The 14046-nt window shown below is 67.7% G+C and carries 10 protein-coding genes; 3 read left to right on the forward strand and 7 right to left on the reverse strand.

Features of this window, described 5'->3' with window-relative positions:
* Positions 1-3: 3 nt before the first annotated feature.
* From EL288_RS23640 to EL288_RS23670, 7 genes are all read right to left on the reverse strand, one after another.
* On the reverse strand, positions 4-885 hold the full coding sequence (locus EL288_RS23640; protein ID WP_003807011.1) for a DUF6999 family protein: 882 nt from the start codon (positions 883-885) through the stop codon (positions 4-6).
* On the reverse strand, positions 882-2795 hold the full coding sequence (locus EL288_RS23645; RefSeq protein ID WP_126622039.1) for a beta-ketoacyl-ACP synthase III: 1914 nt from the start codon (positions 2793-2795) through the stop codon (positions 882-884). The genes EL288_RS23640 and EL288_RS23645 overlap by 4 nt, the downstream gene beginning before the upstream one ends.
* 35 nt (positions 2796-2830) lie before the next feature.
* On the reverse strand, positions 2831-3709 hold the full coding sequence (locus EL288_RS23650; protein ID WP_033447846.1) for a fatty acid desaturase: 879 nt from the start codon (positions 3707-3709) through the stop codon (positions 2831-2833).
* Positions 3693-4469 carry a sterol desaturase family protein gene (locus tag EL288_RS23655; protein ID WP_003807002.1) on the reverse strand — a complete coding sequence of 259 codons (777 nt, stop codon included), beginning with the start codon at positions 4467-4469 and terminating at the stop codon, positions 3693-3695. Before EL288_RS23655 ends, EL288_RS23650 begins: the two co-directional genes overlap by 17 nt.
* 166 nt (positions 4470-4635) lie before the next feature.
* Positions 4636-8841, reverse strand: a complete 4206-nt coding sequence (locus tag EL288_RS23660) for an inverse autotransporter beta-barrel domain-containing protein (protein ID WP_033454734.1) — start codon at positions 8839-8841, stop codon at positions 4636-4638.
* 348 nt (positions 8842-9189) lie between these two features.
* Positions 9190-10089 carry a 4-hydroxy-tetrahydrodipicolinate synthase gene (gene dapA / locus EL288_RS23665; protein WP_003806998.1) on the reverse strand — a complete coding sequence of 300 codons (900 nt, stop codon included), beginning with the start codon at positions 10087-10089 and terminating at the stop codon, positions 9190-9192.
* A gap of 287 nt (positions 10090-10376) precedes the next feature.
* Positions 10377-10871, reverse strand: a complete 495-nt coding sequence (locus EL288_RS23670; protein ID WP_003806996.1) for a GAF domain-containing protein — start codon at positions 10869-10871, stop codon at positions 10377-10379.
* 138 nt (positions 10872-11009) lie between these two features.
* On the opposite strand from EL288_RS23670, the gene EL288_RS23675 reads away from it, so the two are divergent.
* The 3 genes from EL288_RS23675 to EL288_RS23685 all read left to right on the forward strand — a co-directional run bounded on the left by EL288_RS23675 (position 11010) and on the right by EL288_RS23685 (position 13874).
* A complete protein-coding gene (locus tag EL288_RS23675) occupies positions 11010-12209 on the forward strand; it encodes an aminotransferase-like domain-containing protein (RefSeq protein WP_003806995.1) in 1200 nt (399 codons plus the stop codon).
* Between the two features lie 86 nt (positions 12210-12295).
* Positions 12296-13222 carry a 4-hydroxybenzoate octaprenyltransferase gene (ubiA, locus tag EL288_RS23680; protein WP_003806992.1) on the forward strand — a complete coding sequence of 309 codons (927 nt, stop codon included), beginning with the start codon at positions 12296-12298 and terminating at the stop codon, positions 13220-13222.
* Between the two features lie 265 nt (positions 13223-13487).
* Complete coding sequence (locus tag EL288_RS23685) at positions 13488-13874, forward strand: DUF4148 domain-containing protein (RefSeq protein ID WP_003806990.1); 387 nt, start codon at positions 13488-13490, stop codon at positions 13872-13874.
* Positions 13875-14046: the final 172 nt, after the last annotated feature.

Raw genomic sequence — 14046 nt, forward strand, 5'->3', positions numbered from 1 at the left:
ACGCTATGCCTGCTCGGCCTGCTGCTGCTTCATCTGCATCAGCAGGCTGTGCAGCATCTCGGTGGACAGGCCATGCAGCACCAGCCGGTAGCCCGCGCGCAACGTCGACATCGGCACCAGCGGGTGCTTGTTGTTGACCAGTATCAGGTGCTGCGGCGCGCCCAGCAGCTGCGCGGCATAGATGCCGATCGTCTCGTCGAGCTGCAGCGAATTCGCGGCGCGCCAGAAATCGTTGTCGGTCAGCATGAGCTGATACAACGGCGTGAACAGCTCGATGGCGCTTTGCAGGTCCAGGAAATTGCGTCGCCGTTGCGGCATGTCCTCCAGCCGCAGGCCTGGGTCGCGGATCATCGAATAATCGACCTGCTCGGGCGCGTGCATGGTCTGGCCGGCATCGCGCAGCGCCTGGTTCAGGCGGATCACGAAATTGAACAGATTGAGGTCATGCTTGACGAACAGTTCGTCGCGCAGGTCGGCGATGCGGGCTGGCTCCAGCGGCGTGGTCTCGACCTGCACCGGCGCATTGCGCGCGATGAACGCCAGGATTTGCGCCCCCAGGTGGAAATGCCGCAGGATGAGCCAGTTGGCCTGCGGCGAGACGAAGTGCTCCAGCCCCCACGCCAGGATGCGATGCAACAGGCGCGAATGCGACCAGCGGCGCGGCAGGAAGGTCTTGACCACCTGGATCAGGATGATGAAGGCGCGCGCCAGCGGCCGCAGGAAGGGCAGCAGGTACTGGCGCGAAGCGCTGCTGGAGTCGGCCAGCCAGGCCTGCTTGACCGGATCGGGCAGCGGCGTGCTGCGATCCAGGTACAGCGCGCGCCAGGGGTCGGGGTCGGCCGGATCGTGCGGCTGGCTCAGGAAATCGGGTTCGGGGCGGCTCATGCGGTGCGCTCCTCCATGACATGCTGGAATTGCATCAGGTATAGCGCGGCGGTGCGGCGCGCGGTGTCGACGATCTGCTGGCGGGCGCGGCCGCTGTCGTCGCAATCGAGCGCCAGCTCCACGGCCAGCAGCCAGCGCGCCAGGTGATTCTCGTCGTTGTGGCCGTGGTACTCGAGAAAGCGAAACGCATCGGGCGGCAATGCCAGGGCAGCCTTCAGCAACGGCAGCAGCGCCGGCACGATGCGCTGCCCGGTGCCTTCTATGACGTAGATGGCGCCCAGCAGGCCGATGGGGTCGCGCGTGGCGGCCAGCGCATGCAGATAGGCATTGAGCGCCTCGCCGCCGGGATTGCGGCGCAGGGCGTCGATGTCCTCGACGGCGCCGCCGGCGTTGCGGTAGTCCTGGAACAGGATCTTGAAATCGTCCTGTTCTTCGCCGGCGTGCGTGCCGATCAGCGCGGCCAGCGGCTGGTAGGTCTCCGAGAGCGAGGCGGCCGCTTCGCGCATCCACTTGCTGCCCTCGCGCACCTGCGGCACCCAGTTTTCCATCCAGTTCAGGTAATCGGACGCCGCGAAGCGCCCCTGGCGCAGGTGCCGGATCACCGGCGTGCGCCACACGCGCGAACGATAGTCGTGCCAGATGGCGGCCAGCTCGCCCAGCAGCGGCTCCAGCCCCTGCGGCGCATGGGCCGGGTCGTGCGGCGGCGCGATGAAATCGGCCTCGCCGGCCGGCGCGGCGGCCGGCACGGCGCGCGCGCGCGCCGGCTGCGCGGTCTCGTCGGGCCCTTCGGCCTGCAGCAGCATGTAGGCGGCCATGAAGCGGCCCGATTCGGGGATATAGCAGAAGATCTGTTCGCCAGGCTGCACGGTACGCGTCTGCAGGAACTCCGCCAGCATGATGAGAATGGAAGCCGCGCCGGTGTTGCCGCGCCACGCCAGGTTGCTGAACCAGCGCTCGCGCGCGATGGCCAGGCCGGCCTTGTCCATCAGGTCCTCGACCACCGGGATGAACTTCTCGGACGAGTAATGGCACAGGAAATGGCTGACCTGGCGCGGATCGACCCAGCCGTCATGCACCAGCTTGGCGTATTCGTGGATGCCGATATCGAACAGGTGCGGCAGCAGGCGGATATCCTGGCGCAGCAGCAGCGCGCCGGCCGCCTCGGCCTCGGACCACGAGCCATAGTCCAGATGCGCCTGCTCGCCGGCGGACTGTCCCAGTTGCATGCACACCGGATAGTCGCCCGAGAACGAGCGCTGGTGTATCCATTTGAGGCGCAGCCGCACGCCGTTGGCGGCGCCGGCCAACGGCTGGGACGCATCGCCCAGCAGCATGGCGCCCGCGCCATCGGACAGCATCCAGCGCAGGAAATGCGCGTCGAAGTCGGCGTCGTAGCCCGGCGCCGCGAAGCGCGAACGCTTGAACAGGCGCGAAGGCAGCTCGCTGGCCACCGCCAGCGCGCGCCGGTGCGCGCCCAGCTCGATACCCTGCGCAGCCGCCTGGATGGCGCCCACGCCGGCCGCGCAGATGCCGTGCACGGACAGGGTCTCGAGCGGCGCGGCGGACAGTTCGCCCTGGATCATGTTGGCGAATCCGGGCATGAGCGTATCGCCGCCCGACGAGCCGCTGGCCAGCAGCGAGACCTGCGACAGGTCGGCGTCGCCGCGCGCCAGGCAGGCCTGGATGGCCTGCGCGGCCAGCTGCGCATTGCTCCAGCGCGTGCGGCCCTCCGGGTCGATCGCGTAGTAGCGCTGCCTGATGCCGTTCTCGGCCAGGATGCGGTTCTTGATGCGGCCGGAAATACGGTTCAGCGGCGCGATGTACTGGTCCATCGCATCGTTATCGACCGGCTCGCCGGGCAGGAAATAACCGGCGCTGTGCAGATAGACGCGATCAAAGGCAACGGGCATGACGGATTCTGGTGTGTGGCAAAGGAAATGGGCGGCTAGGGCCGCATCAGCGTATGCGTGCGGCAGCGCCGCGAGAACAGTCCGAGCACGAACACGCGCGCCATGTACCGCGCCAGCCCGCGCTCGTTCAGGCGGGATGGCACGCGGTCACGGTAATGCTGCCAGTGCAGCGCGCGCAACTCGGACCAATGCGCGCGCGGGTTTTCATGGTGGGCCGTGTGCAGGCCAATGTTGAACAGCAACGGGTTGACCCAGCCCTCGAAATTGCGTGCGTAGCTCAGCGCCGCGTGACGCCCCGGCCCCCCGTCGGCGTGGGCGTGCTGCAGGTAGTTGGTGGCCAGCAGCCAATGCAGGCCATGCAGCTGCGGCACGATCACCAGCCAGAAGGCCTTGCCCGGGTCGAGCGCCAGCAGTCCGCCCCACAGCCCCAGCCATGCCGCATATTGGCGCAGGCAATAGCGCCACACGCCCGGCCGGCGGGATCGCAGCCGGCGCAGCGAGGCAAGAAACAGCGGATACAGCACGACGACGGCCTGCAAGGGGTGCAGCAGGTAGCCGGCCAGATGATTGGTGTCGCCGCCGAAACGATAGGTGCGCGCGACATCCCGCGGACCGTGCTTGTAACGGTGGTGGTTGGCATTGTGCGCGGCATGAAAGACGAAGGTCGGATGGCCCTGCAGCAGGGTCAGCCAGAAGTCCGTCAGGCGGTTGAGCCAGCGCGGGCGCCACATGCGCCGGTGCGCATGGTTGTGGTGGATGACGCCCACCCCCAGGGTCAGGAACAGCATCGGCGCGTACAGCGCCCAATGCCAGCCGTGCACCCATTGCCAGGCGGCCAGCGCCGGCAGCGCGGCCAGATACAGAATGCTCTGCCAGTCGCGCCGGTGGCGCAGCCATTCAGCGGGCCGAACCAACCGCGCCCCGCTTGCGATAAGCGGCCAGTTGGCCCTGCGCGGCGTCGGCGCCCAGGCGCGTGCCGAACAGTCTGTCCATGAAGGTGAACTGGAAGCCGAAGTTGCCCTGGTAGCAGGCATGGTGCAGGTGATGCCTGCGGCTGGCCGCGAACCAGTGCGCGTACGAAACACCCGGGAAGAAATCGTAGTTGGCGTGGCCCACGCAATTGAAGAACAGGCTGAACAGCGGCACCGACAGCAGCGACCAGAAGCTGAAATCATGTACCACCATGGGCAGCAGGATGACGTTGCCCAGCATCAGCGCTTCGATCGGATGGAAGCTGTAGGTCGAGAACGGCGTGGTCACCACCGAGCGGTGGTGCGGCAGGTGAAAGCGCCTCAGCAACCGGGTATGCAGCAGGCGGTGGTTGATCCAGAAATGCACGTCGTTCCAGATCACCAGCACGAGGATTTCGGCGACGATGCGCCATGGGCCGGCGTCGTCGTCGAGCCGCGCCCAGCCCAGTTGCACCAGGCCCCACGGAAACACCATGCCGAGGCCGAAAATCAGGACGGACAGGCCGGACTGGAGGAATTCGCGCCGCCACTGCCCGGGACCCAGCGGCCGCGGATCGAGCGGCCGGCCCACGCCCAGGGCGGGCAGCACGCGTCGGGTCAGCAGCCATGTGGCCGCGCCGAACAACAGGTAGATGCCACCGAAGAAAACCAGGCCATACCCCATGACCTGCCAGACGGATAAGGCCGCGAATGCTTGCCCCATGGCGATGCTTGTTATTGTGGGAATGCCGGATCATAAGCAATTGCCGGGCGGGGAAGCGGAAAAAATATTGCAAAACGATTCAAAGCATTCTGAATCTATTCCTGCGCAGACAGGCAGGCCCGGGCCGATGCATCAGCCCGGGCCTGCGTCATCCAGAGGCGCGCCGTCACAAGGTGGAGATCACTTTGATGTAAAGACGCGCCACGCCGCCAAACCGCGTATCCGTGAATTCGATCCAGAACTTGTAGTCGTTCGAACGCTCCACGTCGGTAAGTTCTTTACGCAGCTTGGCCTTGGCCGAGGCCGGCACGTAGAAATGCAAGGCCCGCGCATCGCCGCCCACCCCGGGCGCGTCGCCCCACTTCAGTTCGATGGCCTCGCGGACCAGCCGGCCGGCACGGTCCTCGGTCTTGTAGGGCTTGAGCGCAACGCGCAGCTCGGCCGTGGGGATCTGCTGGTTCGTGATGCGCAGCAGCGGCTCATTGTCCGTACCGCCTCGCGTGCTCAACGGCACGAAGTACCGCGACTGGCCGAAGTCCTTCGCCGACAATTTGCGCGGCTGCCAGGCGTCGGTGTAGGCGTAGGTCTTCAGCGGCGACCGGTTTGCGCTCGCGTCGGTGGCCTGTGCAGTCACGGCGCCGCTGCCCACGTCGCCCGCCGACGTCGCGCGATAGCCGCCCTTGGAATCCGCGGTGACCGTATCCGAAGCGCCGCCCGGGAACACGACATGGACCCGCGCGCCGGCCTCGGTGACCCCCGACACCGTAATGCGGCCATCGCTGGGGTCGGTAGTCACCATGGCAATCGTCAACGACGGCGGCACCATGTCGGCAACCGTATTGCTGAACTGCCGGCTCACGGACGGGCTGGCGTTGCCCGCGGCGTCGGTCGCGACGACGGAAATGTTGCCGCGTGCCGTCACATCGCGCGCCGAATGCACCGTATACGCCCCCGAACGGTCCGCGGTGGCCCGCGCCACCTGCCCGTCGGGGAAGGTAACGCTGACCGTGGCGCCAGGCTCGGTCGTGCCCGACACCGTCGCCACGCCGGTCCCGGCCTGCTCGGTCACCGCGCGGATCGTCACGGCCGGCGCCGTCTTGTCGACCTGGTCGGTGAACTCGGCGCTGGCGGCGGCGCGATTGCCCGCGGCATCGCTGACCGACACGGCAATCCTTCCGGATCGCGCCACATCGGCCGGAGAAGCCAGCTGATAGCGGCCCTGCCCATCGGCGCGCGCCTGCGCCGTCTGGCCATCCGGAAAGGTCGCGCTGACCATCAGATTGGGCTCGGTCTTGCCCGACACGTTCACAACGCCCGTCCGGGCCTGCTCCACCGCCGCGTCGATCGTCAGCGGCGGAGCGGTCCGGTCGACCGCGTCCTGGTAGGGCACGTCCCGGGGCGCACTCGCGTTGCCATGCGCATCGGTCGCGATCACCCGCACCGTGCCGCTTTGCAGCACATCGCCCGGCGACACCGCGCGGTACCGGCCCGCCGAATCGGCGGTCACGGTCTGCGGCGCCTCGCCGGGAATGGCCACCTGCACGCGCGCGCCCGGCTCGGTGACGCCGGTGACGGTCACCCGCCCGGAGTCCGAGGCCACGCTCAAGACCGGCGTATCGAGAACCGGCGGCGTCCGATCGACCGTGTCCGCGTAGGCGGCGCGCACCGGCGCCGCCGCGTTGCCCGCCGTGTCGGTCGCGACAACGGTCACGTTGCCGCCGATCATGTCGGCGCGCGAGGTCGCCGTGTAGGTGCCGTCGGCCTTGGCGGTAACGGTGACCGTCTCGCCATCGGGAAACGTCACCCGCACCGACGCGCCAGGCTCGGTGCGGCCGCTGACCGTCAAGCGCCCGCTGGCGGCCGCCTCGTTCAACGCAAGCGTGGGCGCGGCCGGCGCGGTCTTGTCCACGGCATCGGCAAACACCGTCCGCGCCGGCGCGCTCTGGTTGCCCGACGCATCGGCCGCAACCGCCGTGATCTCGCCCGCCACCATATCGGCGGCGGACGTCACGCTATAGGCGCCGTCCGAGCCCGCCGTCACCGTCTGCGCTTCGCCATTCGGAAAGACCACCCGCACCGCAGCGCCCGGCTCGGCCTGCCCGGTGACGGTCGCGCGGCCGCTGGCCGCGTCCTCGCGCACCGTCAGCGATGGCGACGCCGGCGCCGTCTTGTCCAGCGTATCGGTGTACATCACCTGCTGCACAGGCGTCCGGTTGCCGTCCGCATCGCCCGCACTCACCATGATCGGCCCGGACACCATGTCGGTATCGGACGTGGCGGCATAGCCGCCATCATTCTGCGCCCGCACCGTCTTGCTGCTGCCATCGGGGAATTGCACCGTTACCAGCGCGCCGGCTTCGGTCCGGCCCATCACGGTGACCCGCCCGGTCTGCGCATCGGTGGCGTGACGCACCGTCGGCGTCATCGGCGCGGTTCGGTCGACGGGATCGGCATAGTGCGCACGGACCGGCGCGGCGCGATTGCCGGCCTGATCGGCCACCACCACCACGACATCGCCCTGCGCCGCGTCGCCGGCGGACGTGACGCGAAAGCCGCCATCCGCATCGACCCGGACGGTCTGCGTCGTGCCGTCGGGCCAGGTGACCGTCACGCTGCCGCCCGGCTCGGCCTGGCCGCTGACGGTCAAGCGTCCCGTCGCGGCATCGGTATCGAGCGCGATCTGGACCGGCTCCGGCGCCGTCCTGTCGACCGTGTCCTGATAGGCCTGCTGCGCCTGGGTACTGTTGCCGGCCGCGTCGGCGGCCTGCACCACGATCACGCCGGCCGGCAAGTCGCCATCCGAGCGCACGCGGTAAGCGCCGTTGGCGTCGGCGCGCACCGTTTTGCGGCCGCCGCCGGGAAACCGGATCGTGACCTGCGCGTCCGGTTCGCTGCGGCCCGTGACCGTGACGCGTCCGGTAGCCTCATCCGTGGCCACCCCTGCAATGCTCAGGACCGGGGCGGTCTTGTCGACCGTATCGGTATAGGCGTAGGTAACCTCCTGGCTGGTATCGCCGTAACGGTCGGTGGAGCGCGCCCGTATCAGTCCGCTCGTCATATCGCCGGCCGAACTTGCCTCGAAGCCGCCCGCCGCATTGGCGCGCACGCTCGTCGCCGTCCCGTCGGGCAGCCATAGCTGCACGTCGGCCAAGGGCTCGGTGACGCCGTACACGGTAATGCGCCCGGTGGCCGGGTCGGTGCGAACCTCGGCAATGCGCAGCGCCAGGACGATTTTCTTGCGCCGCGTATCGAGCACGATGCGGTTCTCGCGCCGGACGAAATCCTGCAGGCGTGCGCCGCTGTCGAATGGCGGGGCCGTGTCCTGCGCGCCGCGGCGCAATTGCCGCGACAAGGGCTCGCCCAGATTCAGCCGCACGCCCAGCTGAACGCTAGTCTGTCGCTCGCCCGATTGCAGGCGCGCCTGCTCGACACCTACACCGATCAAGGGCACCGGCCGATACTCGATACCGTACTTGAAGCCGCTGGGATTGCGGCGATAGCGGCCGTCGTCGAAGTAATCCACCTGCGCTCCCCGCCAGCGGAAATACTGGGCGTTGAGAGCTAGCCCCTGCACCGCTTCGGGACGCGCCGTCAAGCCGACATCCCAGCCCGCAGCGGGACGTTCTTCGCGCCGTTCGGCGCGCTTGGCGGCCTTCCAGCCAGACAGCGGCGCATAGACGTTGCCATAAAGGGTGAACTGCGGCGCGACGGCTTCGGCGCCCAGCGAGCCGCGCAGATGCCGCTTGCCCACTTCGTAATCGAGAAAGGCGTTGCCGCCGAGGATCAACGACGACCCAGCGGCGCTGCGCGCGACCACGCCCGCGTTGACGGTTGGACGATGATTCTGGTTATGCCCTCCCAATTGCAGCAGCAGCGCGCGGTCCTGGTCGAGATGCAAGGCATCGATGGTGCGCACGTCCACGGCGACATCGCGCCCAGAAAAATCGTAGCTTACGTTGCCCTCCAAGCGCCGCAGCCATGGCAATCCGGTTTCATTGGCCCACTGCACTCCTTGCTGGACCAGCACATTGGCCTGCGCCTGCGCCTGGCTGCGCAGGAACTGGCCGTCCAGGCTTGCGCGCGCATCCTGGCGCGCGCCCCCGGCCTCGCGCGCTTGCGCCAGCGCCTGAATCGTCTGGGCCACCCGCGTTTCGACCGCCCCGGGCTGCGCAACAGCGTTGGAAGCCGCATCGGCGGCCTGGGTGGCGGAGAACGTCGGCGCGCCTTGTCCATATGCCACCGGTGCGGCCGCCTGCATAGCCAGCACGGCGCTCATGCCCGCCGCTGCGGCGCGATGGCGCCTGTACCGGTGGCGGCGCCCCCTTGCCGGAAGATGCGCCCGCGTCAGTTTTAGGATCAAGTTCATGTCCATACGCCGTTCTCGCGTCGAGGCATGCCAGGCGCAGGCGCAAAACGTCCCTGCCGGTGCGCAAGCGCTACCGGGTGCGTGGCAATATCAGAAGGAATTCAACGGTCGGGGGCTGCACGCTGATCGGCGTGCTTGCGGCGTGCGGAAAACGACACCGCGCCTAACCGAACCGAATCTCGGTGCAAGAATCTTCCTACGCGCAGCGAAACGTAAGTAGCAGGGCGCGCGTATTGTCGCGTGGGAAATTTCTCTTTTCGCGCGACCTGTCGCGCACGGATGCGGCGCGATGGGGTATGAAACCCCTGCGACGGCGGCCATGCGGCCGCCGCCTTCAAGCGAGGTATGCGCCCGCTACGCGCCAGGCGCGAAAGTCCGGTCGAGCGCGTCGAGTTCGGCCCGCAGCCGCGCGGCCAACGCCTCAGCAGCCGGCAGCATGGGCGCGCGCATCTCGTTGCGCAAGCGCCCCTGGCTGGCCAGCAGCGCCTTCAGCGGCGCCGGATTGGGTTCGGCGAACAACAGCCGGATCACGGGCGCCAGCGCCAGGAACAGGCGCTGCGCCTGGCCCAGTTGCTGCGCGCGCACCGCGCGGTGCATCGCCACGAACAAGTCCGGCCGTACATGGGCGGCGGCAGCGATCATGCCGGTGCCGCCCAGGCACAGCGTGCCCAGCCCCTGCAGGTCTTCGCCCGCCAGGACCGCCATGCCGCCGTGGGCGATCAAGGCCAGCGTCTTGTCCACCGAGCCGCCGCAATCCTTGACGGCGGCGATGTTCGGATGCTCGGCCAACGCCAGCAAGGTGGCGGTGTCCAGCTGTGCGCCCGTGCGATACGGAATGTCGTACAGGATGAGCGGCGCGGCCGAGGCGTCGGCCAGTGCGCGGAAATAGGCTTGCGCGCCAGCCTGGCTGGGCCGTACGTAATACGGCGCGGGCGCCAGTACGCCGGCCAGCGGCCGCTCGCCCAGCCGCGCCAGGCGCCGCAGGACATGACCCTGGTGATTGCCGGCCAGGCCCATGGCCACGGGCAGCGCGCCAGCCTCCTCCAGCACGGCGTCGAGCACCGCGAGCTGTTCGGCCTCGTCCAGCGCGGCTGCCTCCCCGGTACTGCCACAGGCAACCAGGCCATCGACGCCGGCGGCTTTGTAGTCGCGCACCAGCTTGCGCAAGGCAGGCAGGTCGACGGCGCCGTCGGCGAACGGCGTCACGAGCGGAATCCAGATACCCTGGAACGGAGATTGAGCGGGATATTGCATGGGCACTCCTGAGGTGCAAGGTTGACCGTTGTCGACCGTTCAGGTGTGCGTGGATCAGGGAGGGGATGCGCGCATGGCCGCGCGCCGCCGGGCTTGCCGCTGTTCCGTCGCCCATCTGACGGAACAGCAAGCTCCGGTCAGATGAGCGGCTGTTTTTTGGCTTTCAGCACCACGCACGCCGATGCCGCACCGAAGGTACAGGCAATGGCAACGCGGACGCGGGGCTGGAACATGGGAAATATGTGAATCAACAGTAGGCGCAATCTACCCAGCGCCGGCCAGGCTTGTCAATCGGCGGACCCCAGGCTGTGCAGGAAAACCTCGCACAAGGCTTCCATGCCGGCGCGGTCCTCGTCGTCGAAACGGCCGGGCAGCGGGCTGTCGACGTCCCAGACGCCCAGCAGGCTCCCCTGGTGCACCAGCGGCACCACGATCTCCGCGCGCGATGCGGCATCGCAGGCGATGTGGCCGGGGAAAGCATGGACGTCCGGCACGACCTGGGTGCGCCGCTGGCTGGCGGCGGCGCCGCACACGCCGCGCGACAGGGCGATGCGCACGCAGGCCGGCTTGCCCTGGAACGGTCCCAGCACCAGCTCCTGGCCATCATGGAAATAAAAGCCCGCCCAATTGATGTCCGGCAGCGCCTGGTACACCAGGGCGCTGAAGTTGGCGGCGTTGGCGATGCGGTCGTGCTCGCCGGCCAGCAAGGCGCGCGCCTGCGCGGCCAGTTCGGCATAGAAGACGGGCTTGGATACGGTGGAGATAGGGGTGGCGTCAAACATGTGTTTATTTGTAACTGTACTGGCGGGAATCGAACCAACTGATTTTAGAAGGCCGCAATAGGGGCCGGGGCGACAGCGCGGCGTTGTGGGACAATCAGCTTTTGCAGCATGTTTCTTACCCTATTTCAAGACCATTCCATGGACAAGCCTTTCGAACCCGAGTGTTCCTTTTCGGAACGCGCCAAGCAGCTCACCAGCTCCGCGATCCGTGAAATCCTCAAGGTCACGGAACGACCCGAAGTCATTTCGTTCGCCGGCGGCCTGCCGGCGCCCGGCGGCTTTCCGGTAGAAGTGGTACAGGCTGCATTCGACAAGGTCTTGGCCACCAATGGCCGCGCCGCCCTGCAATACGGCCCCACCGAAGGTTATGCGCCCCTGCGCCAATGGGTGGCCGACGACCTGAATGCCGCGGGCGCCAACGTCACGGCCGACCAGATCCTCATCGTGTCGGGCTCGCAGCAGGCGCTCGACCTGCTGGGCAAGGTGCTGATCGACAAGGACAGCCCCATCCTGGTCGAGGATCCCAGCTACCTGGGCGCGCTGCAGTCGTTCAGCCTGTACCAGCCGAAGTACGTGCCGATCCCCACCGACGACGGCGGCCTGGTCCCCGAGGCGATCACGGCCGAACTGGCCGAGGGCGCGCGCTTCCTGTACGCGCTGCCGAACTTCCAGAATCCCACCGGCCGCACGCTCAACCTGGAGCGCCGCAAGGCCCTGGTGCGACAGGCCGCACAGTTCGGCGTACCCATCATCGAGGACGATCCCTACGGCGAACTACGCTACGCCGGGGAACCGCAACCCGGCCTGCTGGCCCTGGCCGGCGAATGCGGCGCCACCGTCATCCGGCTGGGCACGTTCTCCAAGGTGCTGGCGCCCGGCCTGCGCCTGGGCTACATCGCCGCGCCGCGCAACATCATCAACAAGCTGGTGCAGGCCAAGCAGGCCACCGACCTGCACACGCCCACGCTCACGCAGATGGCGGTCTACGAAGTCGTCAAGACCGGCTTCCTGGCCGAGCACCTGCCGCGCGTGCGCGAGATCTACCGCGTGCAGGGCCGCTGCATGCTCGAAGCCATCGAGCGCGAATTCCCTGCATCGGTCAGCTGGACCAAGCCCGAGGGCGGCATGTTCATCTGGGTCACGCTGCCCGAGCACATCGACAGCACCAAGCTGCTGGCGCAGGCGGTCGAGCAGAACGTGGCCTTCGTGCCGGGCGGCCCCTTCTACGCGGGCACGCCGCGGCAGAATACGCTGCGCCTGAGCTTTGCCACGGTGCCGGAAGCCAAGATCCGCGAAGGCATCGCCATCCTGGGCAAACTGCTCAAGGCAGCGATCTGACCTGAGTCACCGTCCCGGGACGGCCGGCGCAAGCCGGCCGTTTTGTTTATGCTTGCAGTTTCACCATCCGTCCGTTTCGTCAGCCCGTGAGCGCATCGCAGCAACAATCCGTCGACCTCAACGACATCGTGTTTACCGATTGGGTGGAGCGCTGGCTGCCCAGGCCATGGCGCCCCTATGCGCGCCTGTGCCGGCTGGACCGCCCCATCGGCACATGGCTGACGCTGCTGCCGTGCATCGCCGCGCTGGTGCAGGCCGCCGGCGGCCTGCCCGACCTGCGCCGGCTCCTGATCTTCTCGCTGGGCGCCCTGCTCATGCGCGGCATCGGCTGCACCGTCAACGACATGTGGGACCGCGACATCGACAAGCACGTCGAGCGCACGCGCTTCCGGCCGCTGACCAGCGGCCAGCTCAGCATGCGCCAGGCGGTGGCGTTCCTGATCGGCCAGTTGCTGGTCTGCGCCTCGCTGCTGTTCTTCATCAACGACATGAGCCGCTGGCTGGCCGTGGCCGTGCTGCCCTTCGTGTTCATCTATCCGTTCTGCAAGCGCGTCACCTACTGGCCGCAGGTCGTGCTGGGCATCTGCTTCAACTGGGGCATGCTGATGGCCTGGTCCGACACGCAGGACCACCTGCCGCTGGCGGCCATCGCCATGTGGCTGGGGGCCGTGCTGTGGCAGGTCGGCTACGACAGCATCTACGCCTATGTGGACGTGCGCGATGACCGCAGCCTGGGCCTGCATTCCACCGCCATGCGCTTCGGCGAGCAGGGCAAGCTGTGGATCGGCGGCTTCTATGCCGCCACGCTGGCGCTATGGACCTGGGGCGGCTACGCCATGGGCCTGGGCTGGGGTTATTTCGCCGGTATCGGCGCCGTGGCCATTCACCTGGCCTGGCAGCTGCGCGAGTTCGACCTGCAGCGTCCCGAGCGCAACTTCAAGCTGTTCCGCGCCAACCTCTGGACCGGCGTGCTGCTGATCGCGGCGGCGCTGGCCGGCACCCTGCCGTACTGACCCTTCCCTCGCGCTACCTGGCCCGCCCGGCCCTCCCCGGGCGGCGCGCTCGCGCCCGCAAGACGCGTACCCCATTCCCCACTGGTGGGATCTTGCGGGCAAATCCTGAGAATTAGCGGCTCCAGTGGAATAATGTTTTCCAGGAATCAGGGTTTATCCGGAGTGTCTTGAAGCGCAGAATGCAGTCATCGGGATGCAACAAACGACTGACGACGGATAGGCCGCCTCAGGTCACTCCCGCAGATCAGACGGATGGAGGAATACCATGAAGACCCTTGCTACCGCAGTAATGCTTTCGATGACCATGGCCGCCGGCGCGCAGGCCGCCGACCTCGGCGCCGAACCCACCCGCGCCCAGGTGCAGGCCGAGCTGGTCCAGGCCAAGGCCAACGGCCAATACACGTTTGGCGAGCAGGACTACCCCGCCGCCATCACGCAGGGCAGCGCGCTGTCGGCCGCCGAAGTCCGCGACGACCTGGCGCAGGCCAAGGCCGCCGGCGAAGTCACCTTCGGCAACCTCGACTACCCGCCCCAGGCTTCGAACGTCAACAGCAGCATGACGCGCGCCCAGGTGCAGGCCGACCTGGCCCAGGCCAAGAACGATGGCGTGGTGACCTTCGGCAACCTGGACTACCCGCCGCAACACGGCTGATCCCCCCGGCGCCCCCCCTCGCCGCAGCCGTAAGTGCCGGCGCCCGCCCTGTACAGAGGGACGGGCGCCGTTTTTTTTGCCTCTGCCATGCAGGCGTCGGAACGGTGGAAAATTTCGACGATTTGATTGATTATTTCCATCAAAACGACGTTTTCACCGCTACATATCGACA

Source organism: Bordetella bronchiseptica (genome assembly GCF_900636925.1).
In the GTDB taxonomy this organism is placed as follows: domain Bacteria; phylum Pseudomonadota; class Gammaproteobacteria; order Burkholderiales; family Burkholderiaceae_B; genus Bordetella; species Bordetella pertussis.